Origin of the sequence: Flavobacterium sp. FlaQc-48, from assembly GCF_044007335.1 — a bacterium.
Lineage (GTDB): Bacteria > Bacteroidota > Bacteroidia > Flavobacteriales > Flavobacteriaceae > Flavobacterium.
In genome coordinates, this window is the sequence record NZ_JBIPCR010000006.1 from 23,492 (window position 1) to 43,524 (window position 20,033).

General features: G+C 34.0%; 13 protein-coding genes and 1 pseudogene. 2 read left to right on the forward strand and 12 right to left on the reverse strand.

Translation table 11 applies throughout. The features are described from left to right. Nucleotides 1-31 precede the first annotated feature (31 nt). Together ACHRWY_RS11400 and ACHRWY_RS11405 are read left to right on the forward strand one after the other, a co-directional pair. A complete protein-coding gene (locus ACHRWY_RS11400) occupies nt 32-1,588 on the forward strand; it encodes a hypothetical protein (protein WP_395354666.1) in 1,557 nt (518 codons plus the stop codon). A gap of 167 nt (nt 1,589-1,755) precedes the next feature. After that, nucleotides 1,756-3,567 (forward strand): hypothetical protein, encoded by a 1,812-nt coding sequence (locus ACHRWY_RS11405; protein ID WP_395354667.1) that lies wholly within the window; start codon nt 1,756-1,758, stop codon nt 3,565-3,567. Nucleotides 3,568-3,624: 57 nt separating this feature from the next. Here the strand turns inward: ACHRWY_RS11405 and ACHRWY_RS11410 are convergent, their stop codons facing one another. The 12 genes and pseudogenes from ACHRWY_RS11410 to ACHRWY_RS11465 all read right to left on the reverse strand — a co-directional run bounded on the left by ACHRWY_RS11410 (nt 3,625) and on the right by ACHRWY_RS11465 (nt 19,871). Continuing rightward, nucleotides 3,625-4,065, reverse strand: coding sequence for a YMGG-like glycine zipper-containing protein (locus tag ACHRWY_RS11410; protein ID WP_395354669.1), 441 nt, complete (start codon nt 4,063-4,065; stop codon nt 3,625-3,627). Nucleotides 4,066-4,392: 327 nt separating this feature from the next. Then, nucleotides 4,393-5,670 carry a kynureninase gene (gene kynU, locus ACHRWY_RS11415; protein WP_395354671.1) on the reverse strand — a complete coding sequence of 426 codons (1,278 nt, stop codon included), beginning with the start codon at nt 5,668-5,670 and terminating at the stop codon, nt 4,393-4,395. 164 nt (nt 5,671-5,834) lie between these two features. Continuing rightward, nucleotides 5,835-6,884, reverse strand: coding sequence for a tRNA preQ1(34) S-adenosylmethionine ribosyltransferase-isomerase QueA (gene queA / locus ACHRWY_RS11420; RefSeq protein WP_395354673.1), 1,050 nt, complete (start codon nt 6,882-6,884; stop codon nt 5,835-5,837). Between the two features lie 345 nt (nt 6,885-7,229). After that, complete coding sequence (locus tag ACHRWY_RS11425) at nt 7,230-8,453, reverse strand: 3-phosphoshikimate 1-carboxyvinyltransferase (protein ID WP_395354674.1); 1,224 nt, start codon at nt 8,451-8,453, stop codon at nt 7,230-7,232. Nucleotides 8,454-8,532: 79 nt separating this feature from the next. Then, nucleotides 8,533-8,859: a nucleotide pyrophosphohydrolase gene (locus ACHRWY_RS11430; RefSeq protein WP_012022600.1), complete on the reverse strand. Its 327-nt coding sequence runs from the start codon at nt 8,857-8,859 to the stop codon at nt 8,533-8,535. A gap of 2 nt (nt 8,860-8,861) precedes the next feature. Continuing rightward, nucleotides 8,862-10,853 carry a DUF3857 domain-containing protein gene (locus tag ACHRWY_RS11435; protein ID WP_395354675.1) on the reverse strand — a complete coding sequence of 664 codons (1,992 nt, stop codon included), beginning with the start codon at nt 10,851-10,853 and terminating at the stop codon, nt 8,862-8,864. A gap of 1 nt (nt 10,854) precedes the next feature. Next, the gene (locus ACHRWY_RS11440) at nt 10,855-12,870 is read right to left on the reverse strand and encodes a DUF3857 domain-containing protein (protein WP_395354676.1); all 2,016 of its coding nucleotides are present in this window, start codon (nt 12,868-12,870) and stop codon (nt 10,855-10,857) included. 4 nt (nt 12,871-12,874) lie between these two features. After that, nucleotides 12,875-14,782, reverse strand: a complete 1,908-nt coding sequence (locus ACHRWY_RS11445; protein WP_395354678.1) for a DUF3857 domain-containing protein — start codon at nt 14,780-14,782, stop codon at nt 12,875-12,877. A gap of 64 nt (nt 14,783-14,846) precedes the next feature. After that, entirely contained in the window at nt 14,847-15,299 is a 453-nt protein-coding gene (gene dtd / locus ACHRWY_RS11450; RefSeq protein ID WP_395354679.1) for a D-aminoacyl-tRNA deacylase, read from the reverse strand. A 56-nt stretch (nt 15,300-15,355) separates the two neighbouring features. Continuing rightward, nucleotides 15,356-15,526, reverse strand: a pseudogene (locus ACHRWY_RS11455) (four helix bundle protein); the annotation flags it as partial. Between the two features lie 9 nt (nt 15,527-15,535). Next, nucleotides 15,536-16,513: a ribosome small subunit-dependent GTPase A gene (rsgA, locus tag ACHRWY_RS11460; RefSeq protein ID WP_083692665.1), complete on the reverse strand. Its 978-nt coding sequence runs from the start codon at nt 16,511-16,513 to the stop codon at nt 15,536-15,538. A 139-nt stretch (nt 16,514-16,652) separates the two neighbouring features. Further along, entirely contained in the window at nt 16,653-19,871 is a 3,219-nt protein-coding gene (locus ACHRWY_RS11465) for a VIT domain-containing protein (protein ID WP_395354681.1), read from the reverse strand. Nucleotides 19,872-20,033: the final 162 nt, after the last annotated feature.

A 20,033-nucleotide genomic window follows, 5' to 3' on the forward strand; every position in this document is an offset into this window, starting at 1 on the left:
TAAATTTATGTATTTAAAATCAATACTATAAATGTCAATCTATAAAAAAATAGCGATCGGTGTAATTTCTTTGTTCCTTTTTGTAATTTTTATCAATATTGGCCTCAATTATTGGATAAAAAAGCAATTACCCATTATTATAAACGAGAAAAACACAACGGCATACAACATTCATTATGAAAAAATAGAAGTTTCGCTGATCTCCCGAAATATCAACGCTACAACCTTACTGGTAAGCCCAAAAAACCAACCAAAAGACAGTAAAAATGGTCTTTTCTCTAAAATTGAATCCATTACCATTAAACATTTTAATATCTGGGACCTGGCTTTTCACGATATTATTCAGGCCGAAAGTATTATTATCAACAAACCTCACGTAATTTTATACAAAAAAGGTGAAAAACTTCTCAATAACAGCAAAAGCATAAAAGACGAAATTATTGAGCCCTTCCGGAAAATTGTTGCTGTATCGAATATTTACCTAAATGAAGGAACAGTTGATGTAGTTTCTTTAGATACTGACAAACCCATTCTAAGCGTTAAAAAAATCATTTTAAAGCTTGAAGGCATTTTACTTACTGATGCCACCCTGAAAGAGAAAATCCCGATGCATTTTGATAAATATGTTCTGGTTTGTGATAGTCTATATTATAAACCGAGTGCATTTTACCACATGAATATTGGTCAAATCAGTACCGAAAATAATTTTTTAAAGATTAAAAACTTTGCATATTTACCTGAATTTAGCCGAAAAGAATTTGTGAAAAAACTAGATACGGAAAAAGATATCTACACCATCAAATTAGACTCAGCCCACATCGAAAAAATGGATTGGGGATTTAAAAACGAACGTTTTTTCTTCAAAGCAAATGCATTAATTGCCAATCATGTTGATGCTACTATTTACCGCAACAAAATCCCTAAAGATGATTTGAGCAAAAAATACCTGTACAACCATTTATTACGTAAAATTAAATTTCCGCTTCAAATAGACACCATACAAATCCTAAAATCGAAACTGGTTTATGAGGAAGAAATAGATTTTTCGAAAGGTCCGGGGATTTTAAATTTTGATCGTTTTAATATGCAGGTTACCAATCTAAAAAGCGGTTTTGGCTTTAAAAAAATGGACGATGTAAAAATCAAAGTCAATTGTCTGTTCATGAAAACATCACCTCTTGATGTAAATTGGAATTTTAATGTTCTGGACCTAAAAGACAGTTTTCATATTCAGGGAACGATATCGAATTTTAATGTCATGGCGATGGAACGATTTACAAAACCATATATCAATACTACGTTTACAGGAAAATTCAATAAGTACCATTTTAATTTTTATGGAAATGATGCCACTGCAAAAGGAAATGCAACACTGGATTATGAAGATTTAAAAGTAAAACTGTTCAAAAAGAAAAATCGCGAGAAAGAAGCCAAACTAAAAACGGCTGTTGCCAATTTATTACTCAAAAATGACTCTGGCGACGAAACCAAAAAGGCCGATGTTGAATTAGACCGCATTCAGGAAAAGTCATTATATAATTTTCTCTGGAGAAGCATCGCAGAGTCTTTAAAAAAGATTTTGATTTAATATTTTTCACCACGAATTATTTTTTCACCACGAATTTTACGAGACGACTGATTCATGGTAACCATTTTTCTCACCCTATTATTTTCAACTATTTTAAAACCTGACATTTATCAGGTTTTTTGATCGTTTATTTTCCAACATTTGCTTTTATTTTAATTTAAAAACAAATGACAAAACCACCCTTACATACTTTTCATATTCCTGTTATGGGGCTTGCTTATACCATAGACAGCCCCATTAGAGTAGCACAGTATGGGATTTCATCGGTAATATCTATAGCAGATGATGACTTAATTGAAAAGATGCGTAATTTTTACAGCACCAAATTCAATATTCCATACGAAGAAATAACTCAGAAATTTCACGATTACCGGGCTGAAAGAATCAGTTCTTACTTAAATTTAGTGGACAAAATCGTAAAAGACAAATTTGAAAGTTTTAAAACAGAACTAGCAGAAAGCAAAACTGCTGTGGAAAATTTCATTTCAATGCTTCCTAATTCTTCGGACATTAAAAAAGGGTTCCAAAATTTATTGGAAGATGGAATTTCTTTTAAAGAAAACATTCAAAATTATATTGAATCGCATCTTTTTCCCGGAGATATCGACGTAAATATCATGACCAAATTAGATAAAGATAATTTTGTCAAAAACGAACAATTACCCATCGAATTTAATGATGCCCATGCGGCATTAAGAGGTTTTGCCAAAAGCAATCTTGAATCATCAGTTGTGCTTTCTGCGGGAATGAATCCCAGATTGTTTAGTTATTTTGAGAATTTTCCGGATTTTTTCCCCAATCTTAATAACGAATTGAAGAAGAAAATCATTTTAAAAGTTAGTGATTTTAGATCTGCTATGATTCAGGGGAATTTTTTAGCCAAGAAGGGTCTTTGGGTTTCAGAATACAGAATTGAATCCGGACTAAATTGCGGCGGACATGCTTTTGCTACTGACGGACTTTTGTTAGGCCCCATCTTAGAAGAATTCAAACAGAAAAAAAATCAGCTTATTGAATCAGCGCATGAGTTGATGACAAAAGTATTACAGCAAAAACAAGTTTATGCGCCTGAAAATCCTTTACCCTTAAAAATTACCGTTCAGGGTGGCGTAGGAACTGCCGAAGAACATGGCTTTTTACTAGAAAACTACCAGGTAGATTCTGTGGGTTGGGGGTCTCCTTTTTTACTGGTTCCCGAAGCTACTTCTGTTGATAAGGCCACTCGTGAATTATTGATGAATGCTACAGAAGATGACTTGTACCTAAGTCATATTTCGCCTTTAGGAGTTCCGTTTAATACTTTACGGGGAACTACCAATGAAATTGTAAAGCAAAAAAGAATCCAGGAAAATAAAGCAGGTAGTTCCTGTCCAAAAAAATTCTTAGCGTTAAGTAAAGAGTATGATCCACATGGCATTTGTACAGCATCTAAAAAATTTCAGGATATAAAACTGGCCGAATTAGAAAGTACAAAAGATACACTTTCACCCGAAGCTTTTGAAAAAGCAAAATTTGCTATTACTGTGAAGTCCTGTTTATGTGTTGGGCTGGCCAATGCCTCGTATTTAGAAAATGATATTAAAATAAAAGGACAGGCACAGGGCGTTGTTATCTGTCCCGGGCCCAATATGGCTTATTTTGACCACGAAGTTTCACTTAGCGATATGCTGGGTCATATTTATGGAAACAAGTCTGTTTTAAGCACTAAGGAACGTCCCAATTTATTTGTGAAAGAACTAAAAATGTATGTCGACTATTTCAGGAATGAAATCGAAAATATTTCAGGTGACATTACTAATGCGCAGCTTAAAAAGTGGAACACTTTTAAAAACAACCTTCTCGAAGGAATTGAATATTACCAATCTCTACTTTTTCCTGGTTTATATTTCAAAAACGATTTAAATAAAATCAAAAACGATTTCGATTTTTATAAAGCAGCATTATCTAAAATTAATATTCCCACTTTAGAACTGGCATAAAACACAAAAACCCGATTTAGATCTAAATCGGGTTTTTTTATTTATACAGAGACTGATTTACTCTTTTTTCTTTTTGCTATCAATAACAGCACCAGTTCCGGTTCCTAAAGCAGCACCGGCCAAACCACCAATAATAGCACCTTCGCCTTTTTTCTTACTCACAATTGCTCCGGTTGCAGCACCAACTCCGGCACCAATTACGGCTCCTTTAGCTGTGGCACTCCAGCCTTTCTTTTTGGTTGTCGTTGTAGAAGTTGCTGTTCCATCGGCTTGTTGATGTACCACTACCACTTTTTGCGATTCTACTTTTTGTTGTTCTTGTTGTTCTTCTTTAATTTTTGCCATTTCTGTTTTCATTGAATCAATAACCTTTTGTTTATTAATTTCAACTTTCATAGAATCAATACTAGCTTGTTTGGCTCTATTTAAATCGGCTTTCCCTTGATTTTGACAAGAAACGATTGACAAAGCGGCGAATAATATATATAAGGCTTTCATGATTGTAGTTTTTAAAAATTATTACACTACAAATTAAAGAATATCTCTTTTGTTCAAGTTACATGATTTACCGGAAAGATTATAGAATTTGAAGGTTGCAGTTAAAATCAGGTACGGATGAAAACGGATTGCTACATCAAGACGCATATTAAAAACGTTTTTTAAATTACTATCTAAAAAATAATCCCGCAAAGACGCAGAGTCGCAAAGTCTTATTTCGCCACAGATTAAAAGATTAAAAAAATCTGCTTAAATCTGTAAAATCTGTGTGAAACAAAAAAACCTGTCGTCTTTGCGAGATTAATTCATTTTTAACTCTTTATTTTATTACTTCCCTAAAATTCCTTTTTTCAGGATTTGTCCAAAATCATACATATCTTCATAGGAACAATATAATGGAACTGGTGCCAGACGAATTACGTTGGGTTCACGCCAATCTGTAATGACTCCGTTTTTCATTAAATAATCGAATAAACTTCTTCCTTCTCCGTGTAAAAAGACGGATAACTGAGATGCTCTTTCTGTTGGATTTGAAGGTGTAATGATTTCAAAATTTCCTGAAACTTCTTTATCGATTTCATGCAAAATGAATTCCAGATATGAAGTAATATGATCTCTCTTTTTTATTAAAGCATCCATTCCAACCTCTGCAAACATTTCTACCGATGCTAAATAAGGTGCCAGAGAAAGTACCGGTAAATTACTAATCTGCCAGCCATCGGCACCGTGAACCGGATCAAAATTTGGTTCCATTTTAAAACGGCGTTCTTTATTGTGTCCCCACCAGCCTGCAAAACGAGGCAGATCCGGATTATTATGATGTTTTTCGTGTACGAAACAACCAGACGCATTTCCTGGCCCTGAATTCATATACTTATAACTGCACCAGGCAGCAAAATCGACATTCCAATCGTGAAGCTCCAGTTTGATATTTCCGGCAGCATGTGCCAAATCCCAGCCTACTTTTGCTCCGGCTTTTTGCCCGGCTTCGGTAATGGTTTTAATATCGAAAACCTGTCCGGTATAATAGTTGACTCCGCCAATTAATACTAAAGCCAGCTCATCGCCTATTTCTTCAATTTTAGCCAGAACATCTTCAAGACGAATATTGTGCTCGCCTTCACGACGTTTGATTTCTACAATAGCATCTTCGGTTTTATATCCATGAAAATGTACCTGACTCTGAAACATGTATTGATCAGATGGGAAAGCTTTTTCCTCACATATAATTTTGTAACGTTTCCCCTTTGGCTGATAAAAAGAAACCATCAATAAATGAAGATTCACTGTCAGGGTATTCATCACCGTAACTTCTGATGGTAATGCCCCAACAATTTTACTTAACGGTTCTGCAAATCTTTCCTGATAATCCCACCATGGTTTTTGAGCATAAAAATGCCCTTCAACAGCAAGATCTGCCCAATCGTTCATTACTTCATCGATATAGGCTTTGGTACGTTTTGGTTGTAATCCTAATGAGTTTCCTGTAAAGTAAATTACACGTTTGTCATTTACTTTAGGAAATATAAATTGATCCTGATAATGATTTAAAGTATCTTCTGAATCCAGTTGCTTCGCGAATTCGCGTGTATTTTGAAAAGTCATTGTTTTTGTTTTGAATCGTAAAAATAGGAAATAGTTTTTTTGTTTCAAGTTTCAGGTTTCAAGTTTAACGTTCTGCAAACCTGAAACGTGAAACGTGAAACCAATTTTAAATAAAAAAACCCGTCATCGCTGACAGGTTTTATATTTTTATTCTAAATAGCTCATTAGATAATTAACATCGCATCTCCGTAAGAATAGAATTTGTATTCTTCTTTGATCGCTTCTTCGTAAGCTCTTTTCATTAAATCATGACCACAAAAAGCAGAAATCATCATTAACAATGTTGATTTTGGTGTGTGAAAATTTGTAATCATACAGTTTGCAATACTAAAATCGTGAGGAGGAAAAATAAATTTATTTGTCCAGCCTTCGTACGGATTCAAAGTGTTTTGTGATGAAACCGAACTCTCGATAGCACGCATCGAAGTTGTTCCAACAGCACAAATACGTTTTTTCTTTGCTTTGGCTTCGTTTACAATATCACAGGCTTCTTGTTTGATAATCAATTCTTCAGAATCCATTTTGTGTTTCGATAAATCTTCAACCTCAACCGGATTAAAAGTCCCTAAACCAACATGAAGTGTAACTTCAGCAAAGTTTACTCCCTTGATTTCTAATTTTTTCAAAAGGTGTTTTGAGAAGTGTAAACCTGCAGTTGGTGCAGCTACAGCTCCTTCTTCTTTTGCATAGATGGTTTGATATCTTTCAGCATCTTCAGCAGTAACTTCTCTGTTGATGTATTTAGGAATTGGAGTTTCTCCCAGTTCGGTCAATTTATTTCTGAATTCTTCGTAAGAACCATCATATAAAAAACGTAAAGTTCTGCCACGGGAAGTAGTATTGTCAATTACCTCAGCAACTAACGAATCGTCATCACCAAAATAAAGTTTGTTACCAATACGGATTTTTCTAGCCGGATCAACTAAAACGTCCCAAAGGCGTTGCTCTGAATTTAATTCTCTTAATAAGAAAACTTCAATTCTTGCTCCTGTTTTTTCTTTGTTTCCGTACAAACGTGCAGGGAAAACTTTAGTATTGTTAAGAATCAAAACATCTCCGTCATCAAAATAATTGATAACATCTTTAAACATTTTATGCTCTATAGTTTGTTTTTGACGATCGATTACCATTAAACGAGATTCGTCTCTGTTTTCTGCCGGGAATTCTGCTAAAAGTTCTTTCGGTAAATTAAATTGAAAATGTGATAATTTCATTTGAGAAAGTTATGAGTTATAGATTTAAGTCAGGATTATTTGAATACCTGATTTTTAATCGTGTGCAAATATACGACTGTGAGATAGGCGTTGTCAAGTGTTTTGCTGTTTATTTTCAAAAGCCGTTGATTTACTGCCCGTTAGAGTTGATAAAAAATGAAGTTTTACTGCTTTTTTTCGCCATATAAGCAGTATAAGTTCATTTAAACTGGATTCTTTTAAAAATTGCCCTGGTTTTTATTTGGCTAAAGCCGAAAATCTAAACGTAAAAAAGCCCCTGGTTTTAAACAGGGGCTATGCAAATTATGTTCATTATTATTTAAATGAACGTATATGGTTTAAAAATTACAATTCTGAAATCTGGAAATTTAATTCTTTTAAATCATTCCAGAAATCAGGGTATGATTTAGAAACTACCTCAGCATCTTCTATAATAATGGGCACTTTTAAGGCTAAAGGTGCAAATGCCATTGCCATACGGTGATCGTTGTAAGTTCCAATTTTCACCTTATGATTGATGTTTTCCGAAGCCACTAAAGTCAAACTATCATTCGTAACAGAGATATTGGCTCCTAATTTTGTCAGCTCAATTCTAAGTGCTTCAAGTCTGTCAGTTTCTTTAATTTTCAAGGTATGAAGACCCGTTAAATGACAACCGATTCCCAAACCTAAACACGTTACCACAATTGTCTGTGCAATATCGGGTGTATTGTTTAATTCAAAGTTTACGGTTTCGTATTTAAAATTCTCCTGTTTAACCAAAGTCATTTTGTTGTCCTGAAAAGTGGTCTGAACTCCCAGTTTCTCATAAAGCGAAACTAATTCCGAATCTCCCTGCAAGCTGTTTTCTTTATAACTGCTCAATGTGATTGAAGCTGTATCGGCCAAAGCTACCAAGCTAAAAAAGTAAGACGCTGAACTCCAATCCGATTCTACAACCATTTCTTTTGAAGCTACCTCAGCTTTTGGAAAAACTTTAATTACGTTTCCTTCAAAACTAGTCTGAATATCCAAATCATTTAGCAAAGCCAAAGTCATTTTGATATACGGAATCGAAGTTATCTCTCCTTCTAAAGTCAGTTCTAAACCATTTTCTAATTTTGAAGCTACTAATAAAAGAGCCGAAATATATTGACTGCTAACATTGGCTGCCAAAGTAACTTTTGAAGCGGTTACTTTTTTTCCTTTGATTCGAATTGGCGGATATCCTTCTTCTTTCTCATAAGAAATCTCCACTCCCAATTGTCCTAAAGCTTCCACTAAAATCTTGATCGGACGTTCCTGCATTCTGCCTGAACCTGTCATTACCACTTCGCGGCCTTCGTTTACAGCAAAATAAGCGGTTAAAAAACGCATTGCTGTCCCGGCATGGTGGATGTCTACAATTTCGTCATTGCCAATAAGGGCTTTTTGCATGACCTCGCTGTCATCAGAGTTTGAAGTATTCGCCAGTGTAATATTCGGAAATAATGCTTTTAGTAACAACAAACGGTTCGTTTCGCTTTTTGATCCTGTTACTGCAATTTGTCCTTGTAAATTATGTTGGGTTGTATGAAGTAGTAAATTCATTTTAGGTAATTAAATTATGCATTTTGGCAAATTTATTTTAAATAAAGGACACACCAAAACTTTGCCGTGACTTATCACATTATTTTAATTTATCGTTGTTTTTATGACGGTCTTTATCTCTAACCGATTTTAAGTCCATTTTTTTATCAAAAGCGGCTTGTAAATCAATTCCGGTTTGGTTGGCAAGGCATAAAACTACAAAAACAACATCGGCCAATTCTTCGCCTAAATCTTTATTTTTATCACTTTCTTTTTCTGATTGTTCTCCGTATCTGCGCGCAATAATTCTGGCCACTTCGCCAACTTCTTCTGTAAGTTGTGCCATATTGGTCAATTCGTTAAAGTAGCGAACACCGTGCTCTTTAATCCAGGTATCTACATCAAGTTGTGCATTTTTCAAGTCCATAGTTATATTTTTTTAAGAACAATTTTTTCATTTTGACTCACGATCATCCTCTGGAAAAGATCTTTTAATCCATTATACTGATCAGCTGCAAAAATACTACTGTTAATTTCTTTTGAACTACTTATTTGAATTTTGTTTCCTTCATTGGAAATATTTAAGAAATAAATGATCTCTCTGTCTTCAGATGAAATCTTAACAGCTGTAGGTAATGATTCTACGATATAGCCTTCGGGGATTTCTACATTTAAATTGAATTTTTCGTGTGTTGGATATCCAAAGCAAACCGGCATTTGCCTTACTTCCTGATTAAACGGATTTTTAGTTCTGGTAAAAAACAATAACGGATTTATGAAGATCTTACCTCCAATAATTTCTACTCTATTATCTGAAACGAATGAAAATATTTCTATAACAGCATCTGAAAGATTCGTTTTCCTGTTTTCAATTTTGTAATTTGAAATTTTCAAATCCCCCATCCTTTCTTCTAATTTTTCCAGATAGTTTTCTTCACTTTTGCTGGCATTTTCAATCCTAAAACGATAGGCTTCATAATCTGTTCTTTGTATTCTGATTTTACCTTCAATCTGGCCAAGATTATCAATTTTTGCTATAATATTTGAAAAATCTTTTGATGTTATAATGGGCACCAGATTTATTTCTTTTGAGGTCCCGTCATCTTTAATCAATCTTCCTTTCCAGTTCAAAACATTTAAAGGCAAAATTCCCGGATAGGTAAATTTGTGTGTAGCATCTAACAAAATTTGATTTCCATCAATTTCTGCTGCCGCAATTACGTAATTAAACCCCGTTCTTGTGGGATAGACAGGAACTCCGTTTTCTATCGTACTTACCAAAACGGGATTTACTTCTATTCCTGCTAATTTCAGCATATTGATCAGAATAAAATTGATTTCGGCAACATTTCCGCTTTGATCGGCATATGCTTTTATGACACCTTTATCCGTATAATAATCATTCTTTTCGTTCCAGTTCATTTTATTCTGAACGAATTTAAAGATGATATTTAACCGCTCCGTTTGCGAATCAACATTCGTCAATAATCGTTTAACATCTTCCAGTAAAAAACTCTTTTCATCGAGTTCTTTTCCAAAACTCTTATCTTTAAAAATAGTACTTGCCACACCTTCCCAGGTCATGGCATAATCTTTTACAGGCTGATCCGGATAACGAACTCTTTCTAACTCATACTGAACCGAACCTTTGTAATTATCCATATTATCAACATAAGGTTCATCTGTTAAAGCGGGAATGTCTTTTCCTTTATAAAAAGCACTTATTTGTTTGTACGAAATTGCTGTTGATCTGTTGTAATCGTCTTCAAAACTCTGATTTCCATTGGTGAATTTTGATTCTGTTTCGATTTTATGGTTTCCTACCAAGATTGGCTTATAAACATAGTATTCCGGAATATCTGTTTTATACTCAAAATAATTTACCGGAATATCATACTGAAAATCAAAATCGGGAAGTTTTACAATATTCTCTGATTTTAAAATGTATTTGTATTCTATAATAGCACCTGGTTTTACATTGGGTAATGTTATTGTTTTTTCCTTCCAGAATTTATTTACTTTTTTCCTGAAAGTCCCCTGATTATCGAGTTTTGTTTTTACAATTGATCCGTTTTCTAAATTATACGTAACCGCATTTGAAAACTCTAACCGGTCTTCACTAAGAGTTTCATAGCCAATATAAAACCGAACGGTTTGATCTGCCCATTTTAATCCTTCTGTTTTATAAATTTTGATTTTAAATTCATAAACATGGTTCGCCGAAAAGCCTTTGTCCTTATGAAAAGTAAAAAAAGTTCTTCCTTTTTTAAACAAAATTGCAGCCGGTGCAGTGGTATCTTTTGGGTTTGTTTTTTCTTTTAATTCAGCAATGGTCACTTTTCCGAGTTCATAGTTTTGAGCTGAAATTTTTAAAAATCCAAAAAACAGAAAAGCAACTATTACTAAACGTTGAAACTTCATGTCAGATTCTTTTTAAAACAATTTTTTCTGTTTCTTTTGCGATCATCCCCTTATAGTATTCCTTAAGCATTTCGTATTGTTCTGTAGATACAATTGCTTCATTGATTTGATGCTGAATATTGATTTGCAGCACATTGTCGTTTACAGCAATATTAAACTTAAAGCTTCCCAAATTATCCTGCATATTAATCACAACCGGTGCCGGTAAAACTTCAGGTGTAAACCCCTCTGGTATTTTAAGTGTAATATTATACTTGTCTGCAAATGGAAATCCAAAGTCTACCGGGTATTCTCTCACTTCCTGTTTAAACGGATTTTTTTCTTCTGTAAAAAACAACATCGGATTTACGTATATTTTCCCACCAATTACATCGCACAAATTGTTTCCTGTAAACGAATAAGTTTCAATTGTTGGCAGCAGAATGTCTTTTTCATTTGTTCTGGTATAATCACTTATTTCAATTTTTCTGTTTTGATTTTCCAGTTTTTCTAAATATTCCTCTTCTTTTACACCATCAATTTTGTCTCTGGTTAACATGGCAATATAATCTGTACATTGTCTTCTTGTTTTTCCTGTCACCTTACCGTCAGGATCTATACTGTAAGTCATAAAAACAATATCATTTGAAGCTTTTTTGGGCATCAAATCTACTTCTTCTGAACTTCCGTCTTTTCTAATCAGTCTTCCTGACCAGTTTAATGCTCTGAAAGGCAAAATATTTGGAGTTGTAAACTTATCAGAAGCATCTAACAAGACATTCCCATTTGGAGTTTCAACAGCAGCGATTACATAATTAAAAGCAGTTCTGTTTGGAAAAATTGAAATCCCGTTAGAACGTGTACTGACCAAAACCGGATTTGCCGTTAAGCCAGCATAACGCAACATTGCGGTAAGCATTAAATTAATATCGGCAATGTTTCCTGTTTTTTCTTTGTACGCTTTTTTAACTCCGTTATCACAACTGTAGCCGGTGTAATCGTTCCATTTTACATTCGCTTTTACGTGATTAAAAATAACCAGGATTTTTTCTTCAATTGTATTTTTCCCTACTAGTATTTTCTTTACATCTTCTTCAAAATAACCCGTCTTATTTAATTCAGGGCCAAAATCATCATAATCATAAATTGTTTTTACTACTGAATTCCAATCTGTCGAAAAGGTTTTCATTTGTGCATTTGGAAATTTTGTCATCGATAGTTCATGCTGAACACTTGAAGTATAGTTGTCAATATTGTTCACATAAACTTCGTCTTTCATTGCAGGAAAATTGGTAGCCACATAAGTCGTTTGTGTTTCTGTATAAGGCACTCTGTCTTGCGTAAAATTAGTTTGCGCGACACCCAGACCTCCGGAACGTTCCTTATTATTAAAAACAATTTCTCTTGGTTTTTTATCTGTAGTTACTTTAGGAAAAACATATCCTTTTTGCTTCACATTAAACACATAATATTCCGGAACATACGTTTTATATTCAGAATAATTTACCGGAATACTGGTCTGGAAATCCCAGTCTCTGATCATTCGGTCACTAGGGCTTCTAACCTGATAACTAAATTCTATAACGGAACCTTCTTTGACATTAGGCATTGTTATCTTTTTTTGCCCTCTGAATTTATTAATTACCTCATCAAAAGTTCCATCGCTTTTTAGCTTTGTTTTTTCGATTTTACCATTTACTAAATTGTAAGTCACAGCATCAGAAAAAGATACCCTTTCTCTGAAACTACTCGCATAATAATACCAGACTTTTTGATTGGCCCAGTCGTATCCTTCTTTTTTGTAAATTTTAATTCTGGTTTCTACTTCTGTCAAAGTAATAAAACCGTCACTAGGATCGTATTCTATCCTTGTGCTTCCTTTTTTATACAATACTGCCGCAGCAGCTGATGAATCTTTAGGATGTACTTTTTGTTCTAATTCGGCAATAGATACTTTTCCTAATTTAAATTCCTGTGCTGTTACTGCAGACATACACGAGAACACAATTAGAAGACTTAAAAAATTGATTGGTTTCATTTGGTTAATTCTTGGTTAATATAATTTTGGCGTTATCATTTCTTGCTACCTGCTCCATAAAAAGGCGATAATCATCGTATTCTTTATTGGTGTATTTTCCCTGATATAAAAATATGGAGCGCTTGTAGATCAGTTTATTATTTTCTTTTTTGATGATTTCAGTTTTGTATTCTCCGAATTTCCCTTTTAATTCAAAATTTGAGGGTAAAAATTCAATAGTAAAACCTGTTGGTAAATTGATTTCGATTTCATCTGAATCTAAATACCCTCTTTGAATCTGAAATGGGCTTTTCCTGTTTCGGATTCTTTTAACATTACCTGAATTTTGATTGAAAGCATCTACTGTAAAAATCATTTTATTTCCTGAAAGTGTCGCGTAGTTTGTGGCGCTAAGCTGAACCTCCTCTGTAAAACGAATATTCTCCTTGTTATTAGTAAGATTGATTTTGCCCAATTTCAGATTATTGATATTGTCCCAATATTCTTTATAATGCGATTCTTTTTCTGTTGGCTGCAAATGCTCTATTCTCGCTTTTGAACTGTACTGCGAACCTTCGGAAACGATCGAAACCGAACCGGAAAAATTACCTTTCTCATCTATAGTATAAGTTCCTGAATCTTTTTGGGTGTTACTCGCATCTTCATAAACTTTTGTTCTGACAATTTCTCCACCTTCCGGTTTAATAATTAAAACATCTCTGTCATCTGTAAAAGTTCCCTGATATCCAAAAGGATCATCCTGACTTGTGCATTCTAACCAGGTGTAATGATTGCCATTTGGAATAGACAAGATCATGTGGTTTCCCTGCATCGAGACAAAATCAGATTCTATGTTCGTTTTATAGCTATCACCATACAAAACTGTATTATAAGAAGGCACATCCACTACCTGCAAAAGTGCTTTGGTGTAATTGGTCAATGCTTTGCAATCACCATATCCTAATCTGTCGACATCTGTAGCCAGCATGGGTTTCCAACCGCCAATGCCTACCTGAATGCTGACATATCGTGATTTTTTTTGCACAAAATCATAAACTAATTTTGCTTTTTTTATCGGATCTTTTTCGTCTCCCACAATTGTTTTGATTTTTACTTTGGTTTCTTCAGGTAAATCAGTTGTTCCTGCCAATATTTTTTCTGAATACCATTTACCGAAATCAGTCCAGTTTGTGGCTGTACCATCGACACCTTCCAAATGAAAACGCTCTAATCCCATCATCACCTTTGGAAAAAGATCTTTGTAATTTGGACTATAATCTTCTTTCTTTTGTGCTAAAATATTGGTCGCAACATACGATAACTGTGTATTGGTATCAGTATTTTTTTTCAGGTTAAAACCAGAGAACTGAAACTCTTTCTTTTTAAATCCTAAATCAGCGGGATAAGTAACATTTAAGGATGATTTTTCTATACTGGTATAAAAACCTCTTAACGGCATCCATCTGGGTATAAACGCAGTTGAGGAAGTCTGGACTTCACTGGTAAACTCAACAGTAAACGGATAAGAGATTGGAGTATAATCTAAATAAATATACCTGCTTTCTGAGAAAAGGGTGCTTCCGCCAACAACACTCTGGTCTTTAAAATCTTTTCTTTTAATTCTTTTGATTTCTTTACCAAAGGCATCATAAACTACAGCCTCAATATTTTTTACTGATGTTGATTTATCATAAAACTCATAAGCTTCTGTAGCATCAAATCCTTTTTCGTTGAGAACCGTTACGGCACGACGATTTTTTATATTCATGCTTCGCTGTGACGAAATTAGTATATCAGTCTGATCAAAGCGAACTACAGCATTGGCGTTTTCTTTTAAACTATCCGAAATTGTTGTTATGGCATATTCATTCTTCTGAGCAGAAGTAATAAGGGTAAACAATAAAAAAAAGAATGCAAAAAATGGGTTTCTCATTTAGTAAGTAATTTCGCCAAATATATATTATTTTTAGAAATACTTAACAATTGTTCATGAAATTTTACTCTCTATTTTTGCTGTCTATCAAAATCGTTACAGGGCCATCATTTAGAAGGTTAACTTTCATGTCTGCGCCAAAAATTCCGGTTTGTACTTTCTTCTTAAATTCGTTCTCTAAAGACTTTACAAAATTTTCATACACAGGTATGGCAAAGTCCGGTTTTGCTGCTTTTATGTAGGAGGGGCGGTTTCCTTTTTTTACCGATGCGTGAAGTGTAAACTGACTAACGACAATAATATCACCATCAATATCCTGAACAGAGCAGTTCATGACATCATTTTCGTCTCCAAAAATTCTCATTTTAATGATTTTACCAACGAGCCAGTCAATATCTTCCTGAGTATCCAGCTCTTCAATTCCAACTAGAACCAATAATCCTTTTTGAATATCAGCAACTTTTTTATGATCAACAGTTACAGATGCTTGGGAAACTCTTTGAAGAACAATTTTCATATTAACGGTGAATGGTGAATTTATTTAACTGTGAGTTTTTGCTTTGTAGTGATTATTTTACTTTCTGCCTGTTCAGATTCACGAACTAAAGCTCCAATTGATGTACCGCTACGAAGTAACTGCTTACTCAAAATATACTCTTTCTTATCTTCTTTCAGGTGTTGAAAAAGATTAATGATTCTAAGAGCAAAATTAAAGGATTTTGTTTTTATAACGTTATCAGCCATAATTCACAATTACTTTCTCAGTTCATCGCTTGCTTTTCGATCTTCGTCATAAGAATCTGTACGGTAATTTTCGTCATCTCCTTCAAGGATTTTTAGGTAACTGTTGTATCGTGACCAGGCAATCTCATCTCGTTCTAAAGCTGCTTTGATTGCACAATGCGGTTCTTCCTTATGCAGACAATTGTTAAATTTACATTGATCTTTTAATTTGAAAAACTCAGGGAAATAACCGCTTATTTCTTCTTTTTCCATATCGACGATTCCGAAACCTTTAATTCCAGGCGTATCGATAATTTTGGCATTAAAAGACAAATCATACATCTCTGCAAAAGTCGTGGTATGCTGACCTTGTTTGCTGGCCTCAGAAATCGTTTTGGTTTTAAGGTGTAAAGAAGGTTCCATAGCATTGACCAAAGTCGATTTACCAACTCCGGAATGTCCTGAGAACATGCTTACCTTACCAATCATCATTTCTTTCAGCTCCTCAATTCCTTTCATCTCGGTAGAAGAAACACGAAGACATTTGTAACCAATTTGCTGATAAACATATTGCATATACAATTGATCTTCAAGTGTTGGCTCATCAAAAGTATCTATTTTATTAAAAACCAAAATCGTTTCAATATTATAGGCTTCGGCCGTAACCAAAAAACGGTCTATAAAGTTGAAAGTTGTGGGTGGGTTATTAATTGTAATCAATAAAAATACACGATCAATATTTGACGCAATAATATGCATTTGATGCGATAAATTAACTGATTTACGAACGATGTAATTCTTTCTCTCGTGAATGTTAAAAATCGTTCCCGTTAACGCATCAGAGGTTTCTTCGAGTTCATAATCGACAATATCACCTACAGCAATAGGATTGGTACTTTTAATTCCTTTCATCCTAAACTTCCCTTTCATACGGCATTCTATAAAATCGCCTTTTTCAGATTTTACAGTGTACCAACTTCCTGTAGATTTATATACGAGTCCTGTCATTCAAATTTTAGATTGTTTATTTTAGATTTCCAATTATGCTGAAAACTAAAAAATATTAAAAGGCAAAATTACGTTTTTAGAATTGAACAACGCAACTTCGCCTTTTAAAATTAAGAACAGACCGTAAAAATCATATCGTTTACCAAACTATTTCAGCTAAAATTTCATTTTCCCTGATTTTCCCTAACTGAATTGTTTTTAAAGTTTTGGTTGTTTTTCCTTCTCTTGTGGTGTATATTTCTACCATAACAGTTGCAGGACCATTCTCTGTTAATTTTGTTTCACCAAAGAAATTGCTTTTAATTTGGTATTTGCCTTTTATCGCATTCCTGATTATATATTGTTCTGGTCCGTAGCCTTGTGTAAAGTCTTTTGAAAATCTCGCACCCGCCTCAGTACTAGTATGACTGTAATAACATTCTTCACCATTTGGTTCAATTACATGAAGATCTAAATCAACATCCATTTGATTCCAGTTCATTATTATTCGAATATCAACAGGCATTTTGTCAAGATATTTTTTATCTAATTTTTCGGTTTTCAATCCCGTATGTTCCATAATCATTCGATTCAAATCCATCAAAATAATATCCTCAACTCCCTCATAATGGCTGCGCATTTCGCCATAATAATTTACTTCCAGCGCTTTGATCAATTCATCAAAAGCTTCCTGATATTTTCCATCATCTTCAAGAGTCAATGCATAATCGCGTAAACTCTGAGGCTCATGCGACCTCCATTTCACGACTTGTTTCGCTGTAAATACTGTGTCATCATAATCCCGCCACTGACGTAAAGTATAAGTTAATGTTTTATATAGCTGATGATTTTCTAAACCTAAATCGGCAATATTACTGATTATCTGCAATGCTTTTTTAACATCGCCCTGATTGTAAAAAAAGTGTGCTACATCAAAATAAAAACTTGGGTTTCTTTCCTGTGCTTTTCTTAATTCAAAATACAAATCATATTGTTTTTCTTTTGGAGCTGCAGCCAAAGCTTTTAAATACAATCTGTCCGGATTCCAGGTTTTAAACTTGTTCGGATTTTTTGTAGTAATGCTAATAATCCCATTTACCGCTCTGCTGCCATACATAGAAGCAATAGAAGGATCTGTAATTTTATCCACCGAAAGCATATTTGCATTTACTACATCTTCGAGTGTTCCGTCAAAAATTTGTCCATCAACAATTATTAAAAGTTCCTTGTTTTTACTATCAGACAAATACCCTCTCACGACAGCTCTACTATAATTGTCTTCCTGCTCTGTTTTGGCTCCTTCACGTTTACCATCAGATTGTGCTATGGTATTAGTCAAGCCTGGAACAATATTTCTTGCAGGTCGGTACGATTTCTCCTTTTTAGCTTGATTTTCTGCAACCTCCAATTTCATTGCCGATACTGGTGCTGCGTTATATATAGCATTATCTTCCTGTATCACCATTTCACTTCCTCGCCCTGCTGCAACAGGTGCATCAACTGTCAAAACAGCATCAGCATCACCTCTTATGGTCTCAGAACCTTTCTTTTTCTTTGACTTAGGCAAAATTTTTGGCGCCACATATTTTGTATCTAGTTTCCACCAAGAATTCAATGCTGTAAAATAACGGTCTACATTTTCCCAGTTACTATTTTGTTTTGCCAGACGATTGTCTCGTTCCTGTTTTTTTATTCTGTCAAATTCTGCGCGTAATTCTGCAGGAGGAATAATATCATACAGGATATAATCCTGAAGATTTTCCAGAACAATCAGCGATGTGTTTTTGGTAATGATTCCGTATTTCTTTCCTAAAGTTTCAATTTCTTCAGCATTTTTGTCGTATTGCAATTCAAGATTTGCGATTTTCTTCTGCGCCCAAAGTTTTTCAATATTAACGTCACTTTCATTTTGATTTGCAGCATCAAAAGTTATTTTTTTTTCTAAAACAGCATCATCTCCGTTACCAAACAACAACGTAATTTCATTTTTCGGATTTAATGCTATTCCTGAAAAACTAAAATTTCCTGAAACAGAGGTTCCTTCCATTGGAAACAAATCCGTAATTAAAAGATTCTCCTTTATTCCCAAAAATTTCAGATTTGTACTAATCAATTTATCTAAAGCATTTTCGGTGCTTAATTGATTTAGATTGATGAAATTCCCTCCCGTTGGTGAAGATGAGTAATTTAAAAAAGCAAAGTCAGCCGAAACAGAAGACGAAATAGTAAACACTGCTTTTTTAGTTTTTGGAAATGAGTTTTCACTTAATGAAGATAAGCCGTCTGTAGAAAACAAATACTGATCATGATTTGCAAAATTTAACTGCGAATAACGGGTTCCTCCATCGTATTTTGTATTTTCTAAGACCGTTTTTAACTCACTCCAATTTCCATTAGAAATAACAAACTCTTTTTGTTTCCCGAAAGTGTAATTCAAAAAGTACAAAGTCACTTTTGTATTCTTTATTTTTTGAAAATAAGCTTCCAATAAATCCAGTTCCTTTTTCAAATCACGATTTTGACAGCTCAAAGAATTATCCCAGATTAAACCGATTGAAGAAGGTATTTTTCGTGATTTAGTATTCCCTTCAATAAAAACATTTCCGTAGAAATAATACTGACCACCTGCATCCTGGGTCAAAACACTCGGTACATTATTTTGTATTGGAACTTCAAAAACTAATTTTTCATCCGGCTGATAATTTTCTTTTTCGAAAGAAGCTTCAAAAGACTGATTCCATTTTGAGAAAGAAATTCTGGTTGATTTTTCGGTAATTTTTGGAGAAGTTGAAACTCCAATAACAGAAATCTTAACTGAAAATTTATCCAGCTTTTTAGGATAATGACTCACCAATTGATAAGCCAGATTGTTTTTATCAAAAGCAGAAAGCTCTTCTTCGTAACCAATTATTACAGTTCGCTCTCCATTTGGCATTAAAGGATAAATTCTGGTTCTAAAATTATTTCCATCTACTTTCTCTAACAATCCCGGATCAACACGACGATGTTCGATGGCTTCAAAAACTTGTTTCCCTTTATTTTTATTTACCGGAACTGCTTCACGTATTTTACCATTTATATCAATAGCATACCTGGAAACCGAAACATTTTCCGGTAGTGGAAAAATAAGTTCTGCTTCCATCTGACGGGTTCCCGAATTAAAAAAGTGCATTTCGGCAGTGGTATAGGCAATGTTACCCACCACTTTTACATTGACGAAAAGTTTGTTCATTCTTACTTTTTCAGCATCATCGCCCTTAACGGTTAGTTCTGGACTTTGTGCGAAAGTTTTTGACACTATAAAAAACAGAAAGAAAAGCAATATATTCAAATTTATTTGAAGATTGCCTGGCGCAGATGAAAACAATTTTAGCTTCATGACACAAAAATTAAGGTTTATATTGTTATAGAGAACGAAAAAGATCAAAAGGTTGGGAAGATAATACTTATTTCCAAAAAAAAATCTCCAAAGCCCGAAAGCAATGGAGATTTAATATAAAAAAACAATCTAATTTTAACATTGTGACATAAGAAAACTTAC